Origin of the sequence: Peredibacter sp. HCB2-198 (genome assembly GCF_045999315.1) — a bacterium.
Classification (GTDB): Bacteria; Bdellovibrionota; Bacteriovoracia; order Bacteriovoracales; family Bacteriovoracaceae; genus Peredibacter.
Window position 1 is genome coordinate 2,460,248 of the sequence record NZ_CP174607.1, and the last position, 14,075, is coordinate 2,474,322.

At 43.0% G+C, this 14,075-nt stretch carries 19 protein-coding genes; 10 read left to right on the plus strand and 9 right to left on the minus strand.

Annotation, left to right across the window (positions count from 1 at the left end):
• Positions 1-2 precede the first annotated feature (2 nt).
• From ACJVC5_RS12395 to ACJVC5_RS12415, 5 genes are read right to left on the minus strand one after another with little or no spacing between them, the layout of a single operon-like run.
• Positions 3-914: a CorA family divalent cation transporter gene (locus ACJVC5_RS12395; RefSeq protein WP_408095835.1), complete on the minus strand. Its 912-nt coding sequence runs from the start codon at positions 912-914 to the stop codon at positions 3-5.
• 44 nt (positions 915-958) lie between these two features.
• Entirely contained in the window at positions 959-1,852 is an 894-nt protein-coding gene (locus tag ACJVC5_RS12400) for a hypothetical protein (protein WP_408095836.1), read from the minus strand.
• Positions 1,853-1,876: 24 nt separating this feature from the next.
• Positions 1,877-2,575 (minus strand): CHAD domain-containing protein, encoded by a 699-nt coding sequence (locus ACJVC5_RS12405; protein WP_408095837.1) that lies wholly within the window; start codon positions 2,573-2,575, stop codon positions 1,877-1,879.
• Positions 2,572-3,597, minus strand: coding sequence for a DUF475 domain-containing protein (locus ACJVC5_RS12410; protein WP_408099240.1), 1,026 nt, complete (start codon positions 3,595-3,597; stop codon positions 2,572-2,574). The genes ACJVC5_RS12405 and ACJVC5_RS12410 overlap by 4 nt, the downstream gene beginning before the upstream one ends.
• Positions 3,594-4,289, minus strand: a complete 696-nt coding sequence (locus ACJVC5_RS12415; RefSeq protein ID WP_408095838.1) for a glutathione binding-like protein — start codon at positions 4,287-4,289, stop codon at positions 3,594-3,596. Before ACJVC5_RS12415 ends, ACJVC5_RS12410 begins: the two co-directional genes overlap by 4 nt.
• A 75-nt stretch (positions 4,290-4,364) precedes the next feature.
• Between ACJVC5_RS12415 and ACJVC5_RS12420 the strand changes: the two genes are divergently transcribed.
• From ACJVC5_RS12420 to ACJVC5_RS12435, 4 genes are read left to right on the plus strand one after another with little or no spacing between them, the layout of a single operon-like run.
• Positions 4,365-4,571, plus strand: coding sequence for a hypothetical protein (locus ACJVC5_RS12420; RefSeq protein ID WP_408095839.1), 207 nt, complete (start codon positions 4,365-4,367; stop codon positions 4,569-4,571).
• A 10-nt stretch (positions 4,572-4,581) separates the two neighbouring features.
• Complete coding sequence (locus ACJVC5_RS12425) at positions 4,582-5,217, plus strand: DsbA family oxidoreductase (RefSeq protein ID WP_408095840.1); 636 nt, start codon at positions 4,582-4,584, stop codon at positions 5,215-5,217.
• A complete protein-coding gene (locus tag ACJVC5_RS12430; RefSeq protein ID WP_408095841.1) occupies positions 5,210-6,172 on the plus strand; it encodes a VOC family protein in 963 nt (320 codons plus the stop codon). The genes ACJVC5_RS12425 and ACJVC5_RS12430 overlap by 8 nt, the downstream gene beginning before the upstream one ends.
• Complete coding sequence (locus ACJVC5_RS12435; RefSeq protein WP_408095842.1) at positions 6,162-6,674, plus strand: GNAT family N-acetyltransferase; 513 nt, start codon at positions 6,162-6,164, stop codon at positions 6,672-6,674. Before ACJVC5_RS12430 ends, ACJVC5_RS12435 begins: the two co-directional genes overlap by 11 nt.
• Here the strand turns inward: ACJVC5_RS12435 and ACJVC5_RS12440 are convergent.
• Together ACJVC5_RS12440 and ACJVC5_RS12445 are read right to left on the minus strand one after the other, a co-directional pair.
• On the minus strand, positions 6,658-7,035 hold the full coding sequence (locus ACJVC5_RS12440; RefSeq protein ID WP_408095843.1) for a hypothetical protein: 378 nt from the start codon (positions 7,033-7,035) through the stop codon (positions 6,658-6,660). The two genes, ACJVC5_RS12435 and ACJVC5_RS12440, sit on opposite strands and share 17 nt — an antisense overlap.
• Before the next feature lies 1 nt (position 7,036).
• Positions 7,037-7,192: a hypothetical protein gene (locus ACJVC5_RS12445; RefSeq protein ID WP_408095844.1), complete on the minus strand. Its 156-nt coding sequence runs from the start codon at positions 7,190-7,192 to the stop codon at positions 7,037-7,039.
• A 122-nt stretch (positions 7,193-7,314) separates the two neighbouring features.
• Here ACJVC5_RS12445 and ACJVC5_RS12450 point away from each other — a divergent pair, with 122 nt between their 5' ends.
• Positions 7,315-8,166: an HNH endonuclease gene (locus ACJVC5_RS12450; RefSeq protein WP_408095845.1), complete on the plus strand. Its 852-nt coding sequence runs from the start codon at positions 7,315-7,317 to the stop codon at positions 8,164-8,166.
• On the opposite strand, the gene ACJVC5_RS12455 is transcribed toward ACJVC5_RS12450, so the two are convergent.
• Positions 8,156-9,160, minus strand: a complete 1,005-nt coding sequence (locus tag ACJVC5_RS12455) for an endonuclease/exonuclease/phosphatase family protein (RefSeq protein ID WP_408095846.1) — start codon at positions 9,158-9,160, stop codon at positions 8,156-8,158. The two genes, ACJVC5_RS12450 and ACJVC5_RS12455, sit on opposite strands and share 11 nt — an antisense overlap.
• A 132-nt stretch (positions 9,161-9,292) precedes the next feature.
• Between ACJVC5_RS12455 and ACJVC5_RS12460 the strand changes: the two genes are divergently transcribed.
• The 5 genes from ACJVC5_RS12460 to ACJVC5_RS12480 are packed head-to-tail and all read left to right on the plus strand — an operon-like array spanning position 9,293 to position 12,508.
• Entirely contained in the window at positions 9,293-10,051 is a 759-nt protein-coding gene (locus tag ACJVC5_RS12460; RefSeq protein WP_408095847.1) for an undecaprenyl-diphosphate phosphatase, read from the plus strand.
• Positions 10,048-10,464: a disulfide oxidoreductase gene (locus ACJVC5_RS12465; RefSeq protein WP_408095848.1), complete on the plus strand. Its 417-nt coding sequence runs from the start codon at positions 10,048-10,050 to the stop codon at positions 10,462-10,464. The genes ACJVC5_RS12460 and ACJVC5_RS12465 overlap by 4 nt, the downstream gene beginning before the upstream one ends.
• Positions 10,454-11,113, plus strand: a complete 660-nt coding sequence (locus ACJVC5_RS12470) for a DsbA family protein (protein WP_408095849.1) — start codon at positions 10,454-10,456, stop codon at positions 11,111-11,113. The genes ACJVC5_RS12465 and ACJVC5_RS12470 overlap by 11 nt, the downstream gene beginning before the upstream one ends.
• Before the next feature lie 46 nt (positions 11,114-11,159).
• On the plus strand, positions 11,160-11,891 hold the full coding sequence (locus ACJVC5_RS12475) for a hypothetical protein (protein ID WP_408095850.1): 732 nt from the start codon (positions 11,160-11,162) through the stop codon (positions 11,889-11,891).
• A gap of 56 nt (positions 11,892-11,947) precedes the next feature.
• Positions 11,948-12,508 carry a J domain-containing protein gene (locus tag ACJVC5_RS12480; protein WP_408095851.1) on the plus strand — a complete coding sequence of 187 codons (561 nt, stop codon included), beginning with the start codon at positions 11,948-11,950 and terminating at the stop codon, positions 12,506-12,508.
• Here ACJVC5_RS12480 and ACJVC5_RS12485 read toward each other — a convergent pair.
• Positions 12,505-14,010: an FAD-dependent monooxygenase gene (locus ACJVC5_RS12485; protein WP_408095852.1), complete on the minus strand. Its 1,506-nt coding sequence runs from the start codon at positions 14,008-14,010 to the stop codon at positions 12,505-12,507. The two genes, ACJVC5_RS12480 and ACJVC5_RS12485, sit on opposite strands and share 4 nt — an antisense overlap.
• Between the last annotated feature and the right edge of the window lie 65 nt (positions 14,011-14,075).

A 14,075-nucleotide genomic window follows, 5' to 3' on the forward strand; every position in this document is an offset into this window, starting at 1 on the left:
GACTATGCTTTCGGTTTAAACCAACCACGACGATTAAAATACCAGATCGCGATGAATGTGAAGAAGACCATCAGGAGGATGGTGGCACCCAATCCGAATGTGGTGTGGATTCCAGGAAGATGATCAAAGTTCATCCCGTAGAAAGAAGAAATAAAGGTCAGAGGGAGAAGAATCGTGGCAAAAACTGTCAGAATCTTCATGACCTCATTGCTTCGTTGTTCATTGATCGAGAGATAAAGGGCAAAGAGCTGATCAAAGTTATGAGACAAATCATCCAAACGAAAATACAACTGGTCAATATCCTCGCGAAGGTCTTGGAGAAGGGAATTGTGACTTCCCCAAAATTCTTTGCAGTGAAAGAGGGCGATTTGGTTTTGCTTTAACATACTCTTTAAGACGAATATCTGGCGTCGAAAATGATACACGCGGTTAGTACTTAAGAACTCCGTGGAGCGCGATAAAACGTCGTGTTCAAAGTCCTCATAGTTCCCTTGAAGTTTAAGAATCGGCTCCTCAAAGGTCAGAATGATTGTTCTCATCATTTGATGGGCCATCCCTGGAAGTGTTTCAGGGAAATTATCCTTGTTAATATCAGCAAATTTTCGAAGAAAGTTGAGCTCTGTATTATGGACGGTAATGATTCGCTCTTTCATGATAAAAATGCCCAGTTTATTGGTGAGCCCCTGCACCGTGATGTCGTCTTCAGCGGAAGCAGGATCAAAAGCACGGCTCAAAAGGAAGTGGCCTTCTTCCATATGCTCATACTTGGGTAAATGTCCGGGTTTAATACAGTCTTGAACGAGGAGCTGGGGCAAGTGAAATTCTTCTTTCAGAAATTCATAGTCGACCTTGAGCGGTCGTTCGATGTCGATCCAGGAGTAGTGATGTTTGATAACAACGTTTTCCGTGATCATGACCCCATTGAAGCACCAATGAGGACGAAAGACAATTTACTGACTTACTTACTATTCTGAAAGTCCTGCCAAAGTTTTTTACGACAGGCCTCCAGCGTTCGTGCCACAGATGTTGCTCTTAAACGAGCGACCAGCTCTTTTTGATGATTGGCCTGGCCATAAAAGTTCATGTGATAGTTCCAGAAAAGACGATACGTTTCTTTTAAAATGGTTTCGTGATTGGGGGCCTTAAAGAGATCAATATCTTTTCCTTTCACAAAAACATATTGAGGTTTGACTTCTTTCTGATAAGTCACTTCTGAATCACCAAAGAAACCAGTGAACTCATCTAAAGTTGTTCCATCTTGTAGTTTCTTTTTTAGTTGAGCAGTGAGGAAGCAGCTGTTCTTCATCTTGTTAAAACCGTTGCTCATAAAGACTTTATCAACTTCATTGTATAAAAAATCAATCAGGTCCGAGCGGTAGTAAGAGAAGTGTTCATGGAACACTGTATGCGGATTAAAACCCGGGAAATTCTTTTTATAAAATGGTTTTAAAGTTGATTCATAGAAGCTCATGAGAGCTTCATCCACAGAAGTTTCTTTCTCTTCCACAAACACATCTAGTTCGGCGTGGCCCAGTTCGTGAAAGATCGTCGAGTTCTTATAAGTCGCAAACATCGGACCTCGAATTTCACGAGCATCTCGGATGCTTGATCCATTGAGAAGAGTTTTATCTAAGTTGATGAGATTGAGGTTCCCATTATAGGTCGCCACCGCATCAGGACTCATGACCTGGCCCAAAAGACCGAATGCTTTTATACGAATGTGATGATGAAGTTCCTGCGCCCGAGTGGTTCTTAAAAGGAGAATGTCGGCTTTAAGGCCCTCGATAAAAGGAGTGACGTTATTGGCAAAAGCATGAGTTGATAAAGCTAGAAGAAGGATAAAAATTTTCATACCCCATGCTAGGACAACTGACGCTTAAGTCAAAGCACGAAGATCAGCGATGGCCCGCTTAATCGCCTGTTGGGAGAGCTTTTTTGACTCTTTAATCTGAACTTCTCTTTCTTTTTCGATAGTTGGATTTTTCTTATAAAATCTTGCAAAGACCTCGAGATCATGAACTTTGCCCAGATGATCCTGCAAATTTATTAAATAGTCTGTCTTCTGACCGGTCGCCTCTAAAAGGTAACGAACTTCTTTTATGGTTTTTCGAAAGGGATGGAGCTCTTCTCTCTTCATGGGATGCTCCCATGTATGAAGCTTTTTTATCATCTCTTGGGCGCGGGCAGGAACATCTGGTTTTTGATTAACTTTGTTAACGATGGATTTGAGTTTGATGTTGAGCTTGTGAAGTTTTGATGGCCTTAAAGACTTCTTTATTTTTTTTCGAAGATACTTTCTTTCTTTTTTGAGGTCACTGTTGTCCAAGTGATAGGCCTTGGCGTTCCGGATGGCCACATCCAGGTCTCGAACATCTCCAAGGGTCTTGCCAAGTTTTTTGAGAAAGTCTTCATCCACGATGCTTCTCATTTTACGAATGGAAACTCTGAGATCATGAACGCGTTTTCTTTTAGGTTGCTGGCCGGTTTTCTCGGCCAGTGGAGTGAAGGCCATAGACTCATTTTTTATGAATGACTTAAGACGATATTTATGAAGATCTTTCTCTGCGGGTTTCATGAGTTCCTCACATTGTATCGAATGGAAGAAATGATGGCCGATCCAATCACCAAAATTCCTATCAGTCCGGTAAAGACTTCTGGAATGTCTTTAACGGTTCCAGTGAACATGATGAGGGCGAGAATTCCAATGGCATAAAAGGCACCATGTTCCAGATAGCGATACTGATGTAGGGTGTTTTTTTCCACCAGCATGATCGTAATGGATCGAACAAAAAAGGCCCCCACACCGAGACCTATCATAATGATAAATAGATTATTGGTGATCGCAAAGGCTCCCACAACACCATCAAAAGAAAAGGAAGCGTCCAGTACTTCAAGATAGAGAAATAAGCTCATACTCGTGCGATTAAGGTCGATATGCTTTCCTTGCCCGCTCGAGTTTAAAAACTCACTTAATCCATCCACTAGAATGAATGTAATCACTCCACCAATACCGGCCGCGATGAAATTCATTTGCTCAGTAGGAGCTTGAACCTGAGAAAAGAAATAAATGATAAACAGCGTGACTGCAATTTCTGCAGCATCCAGTCTACCCATGGCGCTCAATGGTTTTTCGATGAGACCAATCCAATAGACCTTCTTTCGATGTTCAAAAAAATATTTCATTGCCACGAGGAGCAGAAAGGCGCCTCCAAAGGCCGAAATACTGACGCGGGATTTTATCATAATCTGGGCATATTCTTGGGGGGATACAATGGCGAGCTTCAAGGCCTCGATGGGATTTGTGTGGGCCAGAACTCCCACCAACATGAGAGGAAAAATTAAACGCATCCCAAACACCGCAATAAGTATCCCCCAGGTCAGAAAACGGTGCTGCCACTTGGGAATCATTTTTTTTAGAATGATGGCGTTCACAACAGCATTATCAAAGGAAAGTGAGATTTCTAGAATGGAGAGAACAAGGGCGATGAACCAGGCCTTAAGTGCTCCTTTGATCGTTCCGGAATAGGAGTATCCCGCCACTAGTGCTGCGATCCCTCCCACCACAGCACCAAAGATTGCGTTCTTAAAATATTTTATGGTCTGGGTCCTTGTCCGAACAATATCTTCTTAGCTTCATCAGTCATGGGAGCATCTGGACTGGTAATCTCTTTCGCCATCTCGTAGACTCTGCGGACGGCCTCTCGTTCAGAAATTTTACGAAACCAACGTTTGAGATTGGGAAAATCCTCAAGTGATTGTCCTTGGTGCTTGTAAGGAACAATCCACGGATAAATCGCCATATCTGCAATTGTGTACTGATTGGCCGCGACCCAATCTCTGTCGGCCAAATGTTTATCCAGGACACTATAAAGACGGGAGGTTTCTTTAACGTATCTTTCAATGGCGTAGGGGATTTTTTCAGGAGCGTAATTTCGGAAGTGATGATTCTGGCCGGCCATGGGGCCAAGACCCGCTACCTGCCAGTATAACCATTGGGCCACATCGACCTTGGCGCGAACATTGGTAGGAATAAACTGACGTCTTTTTTCTGCTAGATACCAAAGAATTGCCCCTGACTCGAAAATGGGAAGAGGCCCATATTGATCATCTGGCTCCTGGTCCACAATGGCCGGGATTCGATTATTGGGTGAGATGGCCAGAAACTCAGGCTTGAATTGCTCGCCTTTTCCAATGTCCACGGTATGAAGACGATACGGTGTTCCAGACTCTTCCAGGAAGATCCGGATTTTATGTCCATTGGGAGTGGTCCAATAATATAAATCAATCATGTTTCCTTCCTTGTTATCTCGAATAAATGCTAATGAGGGCTTTATGAGTCATGCAAGACGGACTAGAATGAGGTCATGGATTCTGGCCAGGTTAGTTTATTTATAAAAATGATTAGAGAAGAGTATAAGTTGAGCGAAACAGAGCTCACTATTATCACACGTCGCATGCTGGCCGATGATCGCGAGTTTGAACGTATTTGGAAATTATACAAAAGTAAGTCTATTCGAGTTTATGGCGGCATTGATGAGTTTAAATCAGTGTTGCAAGACTTACTTAACTAGGGAGGCCCCTATGATTAAGATTGAAGTTTGGTCAGATATCAATTGCCCTTTTTGTTATATCGGTAAGCGCCATCTCGAGGCAGCATTAGAAAAATTCTCTGACAAAGATGATGTAGAAGTGGAATGGAAAAGCTTTGAGCTTGATCCTATGGCCAACCCTCAGAAAGGGGCCAATCATCATGAGCTACTGGCCAAGAAATATGGCAAAGATGTAGCGTGGGCAAAAGAGATGGATAAAAATCTCACTGATATGGCCAAGAAAGCGGGACTGGATTTTCATATGGAAAAGCAGGTCCCGGCCAATTCGTTCAATGCTCATCGTTTAATTCATCTCGCAAAACAGAACCATCTTCAGGGCCAGATGAAAGAGCGTCTCTTAAGGGCCAAATTCAGTGAAGGCAAAGACATCGGCGACATTGAGGTCTTAAAGCTTTTAGGAATTGAACTAGGTCTTGATCAAAAAGAACTGGATGAGCTTTATTCCGGCAACCGTTTTGTGACGGATGTGAGAGAAGATGAAGAAGTGGCGACGGAACTCGGAATAAGAGGAGTGCCGTTTTTTGTTTTTAACAAGAAGTACGGCGTCTCTGGAGCACAACCGGTTGAAGTGTTTACTGAACTTTTAGATAAAGTGAACAATGAATAAAGAACAATTTTATCAAAGTGGTTATGAATTTTTAGAGAAGCTCTTCGTGGAATTTGCGGAAGAAGAGATTGCTCTTGAAAAACACTGGTCGATTGATCACCTGTGTTTTCGTACCGGCTCAGATGAGAGCTATGAGCACTTTAAAACCCTGTTTGCTGACTTTGGTAAAATGCTGATTGAAAGTCCAGTGAATGGGCGTTTAATTGCGACTTATAAGTTGTTTGAGCCCTTTCGCTACAAACACTGGTTCATTGATCTGGTTGAACTTCCTGCTCCTAAGAAAGGGAAGATCACAAAAGAAGGTTTTGAGCATATTGAAGTTGTGATTGATGTGCCATTCGAAGACATTACTCGCCGTTACGTGGGAAAAAACTTTTCCACCGGTGGGCTCTCTAAACTCTTTAACCGAGAGTTAGAAATTGAACTTAAAAATGGCGCCGTAAAGTTTCACCATCTTTCACTTGAGAGTGTGGTGAATCTAGAAGGGAATGAAAGAGTCTACCGCGCTCTGGTAGGTTCCAAGGTGCTAGAGAAACTCAAAGCTTACGGCCCTCTTGTTACAGGAACTTTCCCATTGAATTTACATCGCCCTGATTCTGATCTCGATATTCTCGTTTCTGCTCAGGTGGATGAAATTAAATCTTTATTCCCTGACGGGAAAATTTCTGGCAACGTCATTACCTTCACCTTCGAGGGTGTTCCTTTTGAGATCTATTGTGATTCTCTTCCCGCTGTAAAACAAAAGGCCTCGATTCATTTTCAGGTCGAAGAGCGACTTTTAAAATTAGGTGGACTTCCTTTTTATCAAGAACTCCTTGAACTTCGAAAATCGGGCCTAAAAACCGAGCCGGCCTTTGCGCAAAGACTAAAGCTCAAAGGTGATTCTTATGAAGACATCTTAAATCTTCGTCATTATACAGACGAAGAATTAGAGAAGCTCATTTATGGAACTTAAAACCGATCGCCTTATCATTCGTCCATGGAGAGACGAGGACGTAAAACACTACCTCGCGATGTCCGTGGATGTGGGATACAACTGCTTTACTCCTCCTGGAGTGTATCTTGTAAAAGACCAGGCAGAGGCCTTGGAAAAAGTCCGTGCTCGCATGCAAAACTTTTCTAACTTTGGCATTGGAAAGTTTCCGATCTTCTTAAAGGCCACCGGCGAATTTATCGGCACTTGTGGGGCCGACAAGTTCGAGCTTGAAGGAAAATCAGAGTATGAACTTGGCTATCGTTTCATGCTTAATCATTGGAACAAGGGGTATGCCACCGAATCCGCGAATGCCGTTCTTGATTACCTTTTTAAAAAACTCAAAATTCCACAAGTTCATGCCTTCGCAGTCTATCAGAATCCGGCTTCACTTAAAGTGATTGAGAAAGTAGGGTTCACTTATCTCAGAGACTTTCAGTGGTTCAACATCACTCACAGGCTTTACGTTAAGTCTTGTTCTTAGGATCAAAAATCGGGGCCTCGTGACGAAGCTCTCCGTCTTTCTTGATTTCAATCGTGCCACCGGTTTTATGAGAAAAGATCATCTGACCTTCCATCTTGCTCTCAGTTTCTTCCGCACAGTTTTCACACTGGGTAATTTTTCCGGCCTGTCCTTTTCGATCTTCTAAATTGTATTCAACTCCGCAGGTCTCACAAACGGCAGCAGTATATTTTTCAGAAGGAACGTGATTTTTCACTTCGACTTTGTTTTTTGCCATGTTCTTAGTGTGAGTCATTGTACGGCTACTGGTTGAACCACTAATGAAGGGCATCGACGCAGTTTTGGCCTTTTTAATTTCTGGCTCAGGAGCCTCTTGAATCATTTCAAGATCTGAGACCCGAAGATTGGCACGTGTACCATTTGGCCAGCATACAGGCCGCATTCTTTCGGCCCATCTCATCTTGGCTGATGTTGGTGATTCGGACAATTTCTCCCAGGTATCTTCCAGCAATGACTTTTGCCTTAATTACTTTGCTCATGTCTTCATTATAAGGTTCCTCCTTTATTTGGGCCACCATCTGAACTTGTCTGTTACTTTCTCTGGAGAAAGTGACTTTTTTAATACTTGACTATTCCGTATCTTTTCCGTAAAAAGTTCTACATGAAACTGAACCACGTTGCAAATAAAATTTTACTGAGTGATACAAAAAAGTTGGTGGGTGTTGAGAGGAGTGCAACCACGAGGTTGCTTCATCACTTAATAGAAATAGAGCGAAGAAAGCTCTATTGCGATCTAAAATATTCTTCTTTATTCGCTTATTGCGTTCATGAATTAGGTTATGATGGAGCTTCAGCTCAAAGACGAATCGTCGCCGCCCGCGCTCTCGCGGAAATGCCAGAAATCGAGCAAAAAATCGAAGATGGAAAATTAAATCTCACAAATATTTCATTAGTGAATCAATTTATTGATGATCCTGTTCAAAAACGTGAAGTCTTTAAAGAAGTTGAAAATCTTACTAAGAAAGAATGCGAACAGAAATTATTCGAAATCACCGGTAAAAAAGAGAAAACAAAAGATAAAACCAAACGCATTTCAAAAGACAAAGTTCAAGTGGCGTTTGTTTTATCAGACGAAACCATGGCAGTGGTTGATCAGCTTAAAAATCTTCTGGGGAAAGATATGGAGATGGACCAATTGGTTCAGTTCATGGCGAAAGAAGCGATCAAGTCTGTGGAGAAAACTAAGTTTAAGCAGACCAAGCCACGCCAATCACTTTCTCCAGCGAAAGTGGGACGTGCCATTCCAGCATCTGTGAAACAAGAAGTATACGCACGAGATAAAAAGTGCACTAATTGCGGAACGACTCGTAACTTAAATTATGACCACATTATTCCCTATTCAATGGGAGGACCAAGTTCGGTAGAAAATTTAAGACTATTATGTAGGGAGTGTAATCAGAGAGGAAGAATAAGAGCGGGGCTTAGGACCCCGCCCAAGGTCATTATAATTTGAATTCCATGGCGATACCAAGGTGGTCAGAAAAACCTGTGGCAGATGCGTGATTAAAGCGCATCGGAACCATAAACTGACCTTCGCGCTTCATGAGGAAATCGCGAACCATGATTTGGAAAGTTGCGAAGTTTGGAGCTAGGCGAGAGTTCCGGTGAATCCACATTCTATCTAGAGAAGTCCAACTGCCTTTATAGAAGTGAGTGCCAGGGTTAAGATTACGGTTGATCTTACGAGCTTCGGCTTCTGCATTGATAAAACCATTCAGGTAATTGAACGGATATGGGCGATCTGAGTCAACTGTATTGAAGTCACCAGTTGCGATGATTAGGTCCGCATTTCTTGAAGCTGCAAGGTTAGTAAGAAGTTGAGCAGCAGCGATACGGTCTTCGGCTGGATTGCTCTGACTTGGCCAGTGGTTACCGAAAACAACAACAGTGCGGCCTTCAACGTTGATGGCCACTTCGGTGATACCGCGAGTATCAAGTTTTTGACCGTTAACAAAAATAGAGTGGTGCTGAGCTCTGATAACCGGATACTTTGACATGATTCCGATATCAATGCCGCGAGAATCATCGCCGTCGATGAGAACTTGGTAAGTGTAACCAAGGTTACGAAGGCCTTTCGCGGCCAATGCATTAAGGACGTTTAAGTTTTCAACTTCTTGAAGAATTAGAATGTCAGGGCCAGCACCTGTGCTATCATATGAGCGAACAACACGAGAGACGTTTTCAACCTTCTTCATGAAACGAGCTTCGTTCCAGTCGAGGTTTAGACATTCTTTGATGTAGAAAGAAGAACCCATTTGCTGACAGATTTCTGCGTGACCTGGGATTTTCTTTTTTTCAGCTAGAGAAATGTAAGTGTAGTCCTCAGTACCTGCATCGTGCCTGGTATCGAAGAAGTTCTCAGCGTTGTAGTTCATGACAGAGACTGAAGTCTTTGCCTGAGCTCCAAGGGCAAGGCCGAGAGCGAGAAGAGCGATTAGAGTTTTCAAATAAAACCTTCTTGTTTTTGTTTGAAAAATCGTAGTGAAGGTTAATCTAGATGGTCAACTACTACTTATGTTAAGATGAAGTGAAACTAATAAAAATTTTTAATCTGTGATTGCGTTAAAGGCTTATTATTTATGAATTACATTACCTCGCTCATTTTAGGTATCGTTGAAGGACTCACTGAGTTTCTCCCTGTGTCATCGACAGGACATTTAATCCTTGCGTCAAATGCTCTCGGAGTTCCCAATGATGACTTCTTAAAAGTGTTTGAGATTGTGATTCAAACAGGTGCGATTCTCGCTGTGATTTATATTTATTGGAAGGACCTGATCAAAGACCATGCCTATATTTTAAAAATTGGTGTGGCCTTTATTCCTACGGCCATCCTTGGTCTTCTTCTTCACGGGATTGTGAAAAAGTATCTCTTCACACCAGTTGTTGTTTGTTCATCACTTTTTATTGGCGGGATTGTTCTTCTTTTCTTAGAAAACCTCACGGCCAAAATTAAACCGAAGAAACTGACTTACGTTCATTACTTCCTGATTGGTCTCAGTCAGTGTTTGGCCTTTATTCCAGGTGTTTCTCGTTCGGCCGCTTCCATTTTAGGTGCAAGACTTTTAGGGGCCTCTCGTGAAGAAGCGGTGAAGTTTTCTTTCTTACTGGCGATTCCGACGATCCTTTCGGCTTCGGCCTATTCACTATTAAAGGTTAAGACCCAGATGGTGGAAGCGGAGTACATTTATTTACTTTTGGGACTTCTTACTTCATTTGTATTTGGTTTCTTGAGTGTGAAGTTTTTCCTGAAAATTCTTAATCACAAGACGTTCATCGTTTGCGGTATTTACCGTATGGTTCTGGCCGTCATTTATTTCTTAGTATTCATTAACGTATGATGGGCTGGACGATTCTTTTTCTTTCTTGGTTTATGTCAGCGGTGGCCACACTGGGGAGCTTGTTCTTCAGTGAGGTCATGAAGTTCCCGCCATGTGTTCTTTGTTGGTATCAACGCATTTGCATGTATCCACTCGTGCTGGTTCTTTTCATGGGGCTTTTTCCCTACGAAAAGAAAGTCACCAAATTCGCGCTGCCGCTGGCGATAGTGGGCTGGATCATCGCTCTCTATCATAACCTTCTTTACTATCATATTCTCCCTGAGAGTGCGGCCCCTTGTGTTCAGGGCATTTCCTGTACAACGGTTCAGATTCAATGGTTTGGTTTTGTGACCATTCCGTTTATGTCGTTTGTTGCGTTCTCGTTTATTGTTGTTTCACTACTTTTAATGAAGAGGATCTCCCATGAAAAATAAAATCATGATCGTTCTTATTGCTCTCATGTCTCTTGCCATTGTGTTTATGGTGGGAACAAAACTTTATAAAGGTAAGGAGCAAGAACGTTTGAGTTTTATGGCCAAGGAAGATTTCTCAACATTCGTGAGAGATTATTCTCCACGTTTAGGTCGCGCAGATGCCAAAGTTTATGTGGTCGAATTTCTCGATCCGGAATGTGAAAGCTGTCGCGAATTTTATCCTTCTACCAAAATGCTCCTAGAAGAGTACGAGGGAAAAATCCAACTGGTTGTTCGTTATGCTCCTTTTCATGGGAACTCAGTTTTCATCATCAAAATTCTAGAGGCCGCACGTAAACAGAACCGCTATTGGGAGACCCTGGAAACGCTTTTCCGTTACCAGCCAGAGTGGGGGAATCATCACCACCCGCGTCCTGAGTTAGTGTGGAATTACCTCCCAGAGGCCGGAGTGAATGTTGAACAAATTAAAAAAGACATGGAAGATCCGGCGATTCAATCAATGATTGAACAAGAAATTGCCGATGGCAGGGCCTTGAATGTACAGGCGACACCAACATTTTTTGTTAACGGTAGACCCCTTGAGCGCTTTGGCTATGAAGGCCTAAAAGAACTAGTGGAATCTACCATTCGCATGGAAGGCGAAAATTAAGAATTTTTCTTCGCACGGCCGATAAGTTTGTATCCACGGAGGTCACATGAAGTACCTTTTCGTTCTGATTTTTCTTATCCAAAATACTGCTTGGGCAACTCATACTTACTCGGTGAAGGCCATGGTTGATCTTCGTCCGGTAGAAGATCAGCGGTATTTTGAAGAGACCTTAGGTGGCATCGGAAAATTGAATCTCCCACAACTGACTTTTCATCAGGGAGAAATAAGTTTTAATCTGCGCGGGAAAAAGTTCATAGGCAAGGCCCTGGATGAATACAAGCTCATGATCAATGGGAAGGAGCTTGATTTTGGTCCCGGTAAACTTTTTAAGGCCCACGAAGAGCTTGAACGAATCTGGAGAGAAAAGAATTTTACTTATACCAGTTTCATACTTCCTGAGGCCCATGCTGTTGGTGAATTGGTGGTGGTTGGAGGAGTGGTGGCGGCGATTGCTCTATCTCTCACTCATGCCCATTACGTGGCCCAAACTTTGAATCGTACCTGTGAAGAACTCCAGCTATCAGATTCGCTGACTTCCCGGGAAGTTCATGTCGCTAGAAAAGATCTGGATAAAAATCGCCTTTGTGTTGAAGGCAATGATCAGTGGCCGGTGATTGTGAAGGCCTGTAAAGAAATGAAGATCTGTATTGCTGATCTGGAAGAGAAAGTAGGTCTTAATTTCAGAGCGGTCAACAACTCTGGACGCGAGAGCTTAAAAGAAGTGAATCACAGTAAAAGAACCCCTTCATCGACCCTTAAGAAGGCCTCTAAGCAATAGATAATTCGTGGTCTTTTCTTCTAAAGAAAATAGAAGACCTAGACGATAAGCTATCTATGGATCCCGTTCAATATTACACCACGACCCTTATAAATGCGGCCACTAAACTGGGGCCCATTCTGGCGTTTCTCATTGGCGGATACTTTATCTTCTTTAAATTGCCATTCTTGTTCCTTCTTAGAAATATGAATATCACGAAGAAGGAGTTTGATAATCAACCTCCAACTGATCTTCTTCCCAAAGATTATTCCGTGAAAAACTATGAAGACTTCCAGCGCCGCATGAAACTCATGAAGGCCCCTGAACCTAAGAAAGAAGAACCCAAGAAGAAAGAACAGCCGAAACAAGAACGTCCAAAGCAAGAGCGCCCTAAGCAGGAACAGAAAAGACCTGAGGCCCCTCCAAAAAAACCGGCCCCTACAAAAACTCCAGAAGAGATTTTGAATCTTAAACCGGGCTTTACCAAAGCAGATTTAAAAAAGAACTATTACGATCTTCTTCGCCAGAATCATCCGGATAAAGTGGCAAGTATGGGAGCTGATTTTAAAAAGCTCGCAGAACAAAACACGAAAGAGATCAATCAGGCCTACGACAAGCTTAAAAATAAAGCGGCCTAAAATTCGTGTTCAATCCCTGAAATCTCCAAAAACTTCTCCAGTTCGATCAAAGATTTTTCACTCAGATCATTGGCCTGAAAGGCGATGTATCCGTCGGGTCTAACCAAAACCAGTCCATTCGTTTTAAAGCTACAGGATGGAAGATGATGGACCTCCACATTGATAAGGCGTTCGTTGTAGGGATGGTCCCCAAAGACCAAAAGATGAAACTTATAGCCCGTCAGTAAATCAAAGATCTCTTTTCCCCCGATGGTCTCAAAATTTGGCATCCGTTGTCCGGCACCTGTTCCTACCACGACACTAGGAGAGTAGTGGATATTGAGTTGAGAAATAAACCCGAATAAAAAGTCCCGGCCCCTCTTTCCCATCATGAGAACTTTGGCAGCGAGAGGGAAGAACATGCTTCGAAGTGCAATAGAGGTCTTTTTCTTGGTGGTCACAATACTAAAAATCCGATCCGTAAATTTTAGAAGTTTCTGGGCCACGGGCCATCTCTCAGAATGATAGGTCTCTAAGATGTCGGCCTTGGATTTCTTCTTCACCACCAGGGCCAGTTTCCATGCGAGATTGGCCGCATCTTGCAGACCCGTGTTCATGCCTTGAGCACCTACAGGACTATGAATATGGGCCGCGTCTCCCACTAAAAATGCACGTCTCACTTTGAGTTGTCGCACACAACGATGATGAACATGAAAACGAGTGACCCACTCAGCGTCGTGAAGTTTCACTTCGCGATGAGCGGCCTCTTTAAAATTCTCTTCAATCTCAGGCAGAGTGGCCGGAAAAGAAGTGGTCTCGGAAGTCTCGGGCATATCGTGATTTTCTCTGATCGTCAGCACCCGACTTCGGTCTTTCATAGGGAAGTGAACGCCGATATGGCCCGGATCAACAAAGACCATCAAGCGACTATTGTCCAAATCCCAATCTATCTGAGTGTCGGCCATGATAAATTCACTATCATAGGCGGCCCCGTCAAAGGGCAGATCCAAAATTTTTCTGACTTTACTGTGGGAACCATCACATCCCACGATGTAATCGGCCGTGAGAGTCTCTTGCTTTCCATCAGGCCTTTTGATTGTGGCCGTGACTTTTTGATCGTCTTGATAAAAGTCTTCCAGGGTGGTTTGTCGTTCTATATTAAGATGAAGTTTCTTGAGGTCCTCGACCAGGATTTTTTCTGTCTCTGTCTGCGATAAAAAGAACACAAAGGGATAGGGCGTGTCTTCCCGGCCAATGTCTCCAAAGTTAACTGTGACTCGTTCCTTGCCGTTTAAAAAGACCTTGGCCCCGGAACCAATCTGACCTCTTTCTAAGAAGTGATCAACGATTCCTAAATTCTGAAAAAGTTCCAAAGAACGGGCCTGAATACCGATGGCCTTGGATTCCCGGGTGATGGCCTCGCCTTCATCAATTAAGCGACAGTTCACATTCCAGCGACGAAGGAGCGAACCCATCATAAGACCTGTGGGTCCACCACCAACTATCAGAACCTGAGTATGCATATGGCCCCTCCTGAATCATGACTAGCATGACACAAGAAGGGCAGATGGACCTGACGATGAGCAGT

What these genes read in the sequence shown, in the direction of transcription:
- ACJVC5_RS12395 (WP_408095835.1), bottom strand. Translation starts at nt 914, where the DNA reads ATGATCACGGAAAACGTTGTTATCAAACATCACTACTCCTGGATCGAC.
- ACJVC5_RS12400 (WP_408095836.1), bottom strand. Translation starts at nt 1,852, where the DNA reads ATGAAAATTTTTATCCTTCTTCTAGCTTTATCAACTCATGCTTTTGCC.
- ACJVC5_RS12405 (WP_408095837.1), bottom strand. Translation starts at nt 2,575, where the DNA reads ATGAAACCCGCAGAGAAAGATCTTCATAAATATCGTCTTAAGTCATTC.
- ACJVC5_RS12415 (WP_408095838.1), bottom strand. Translation starts at nt 4,289, where the DNA reads ATGATTGATTTATATTATTGGACCACTCCCAATGGACATAAAATCCGG.
- ACJVC5_RS12420 (WP_408095839.1), top strand. Translation starts at nt 4,365, where the DNA reads ATGGATTCTGGCCAGGTTAGTTTATTTATAAAAATGATTAGAGAAGAG.
- ACJVC5_RS12425 (WP_408095840.1), top strand. Translation starts at nt 4,582, where the DNA reads ATGATTAAGATTGAAGTTTGGTCAGATATCAATTGCCCTTTTTGTTAT.
- ACJVC5_RS12430 (WP_408095841.1), top strand. Translation starts at nt 5,210, where the DNA reads ATGAATAAAGAACAATTTTATCAAAGTGGTTATGAATTTTTAGAGAAG.
- ACJVC5_RS12435 (WP_408095842.1), top strand. Translation starts at nt 6,162, where the DNA reads ATGGAACTTAAAACCGATCGCCTTATCATTCGTCCATGGAGAGACGAG.
- ACJVC5_RS12440 (WP_408095843.1), bottom strand. Translation starts at nt 7,035, where the DNA reads ATGATTCAAGAGGCTCCTGAGCCAGAAATTAAAAAGGCCAAAACTGCG.
- ACJVC5_RS12445 (WP_408095844.1), bottom strand. Translation starts at nt 7,192, where the DNA reads ATGAGCAAAGTAATTAAGGCAAAAGTCATTGCTGGAAGATACCTGGGA.
- ACJVC5_RS12450 (WP_408095845.1), top strand. Translation starts at nt 7,315, where the DNA reads ATGAAACTGAACCACGTTGCAAATAAAATTTTACTGAGTGATACAAAA.
- ACJVC5_RS12460 (WP_408095847.1), top strand. Translation starts at nt 9,293, where the DNA reads ATGAATTACATTACCTCGCTCATTTTAGGTATCGTTGAAGGACTCACT.
- ACJVC5_RS12465 (WP_408095848.1), top strand. Translation starts at nt 10,048, where the DNA reads ATGATGGGCTGGACGATTCTTTTTCTTTCTTGGTTTATGTCAGCGGTG.
- ACJVC5_RS12470 (WP_408095849.1), top strand. Translation starts at nt 10,454, where the DNA reads ATGAAAAATAAAATCATGATCGTTCTTATTGCTCTCATGTCTCTTGCC.
- ACJVC5_RS12475 (WP_408095850.1), top strand. Translation starts at nt 11,160, where the DNA reads ATGAAGTACCTTTTCGTTCTGATTTTTCTTATCCAAAATACTGCTTGG.
- ACJVC5_RS12480 (WP_408095851.1), top strand. Translation starts at nt 11,948, where the DNA reads ATGGATCCCGTTCAATATTACACCACGACCCTTATAAATGCGGCCACT.
- ACJVC5_RS12485 (WP_408095852.1), bottom strand. Translation starts at nt 14,010, where the DNA reads ATGCATACTCAGGTTCTGATAGTTGGTGGTGGACCCACAGGTCTTATG.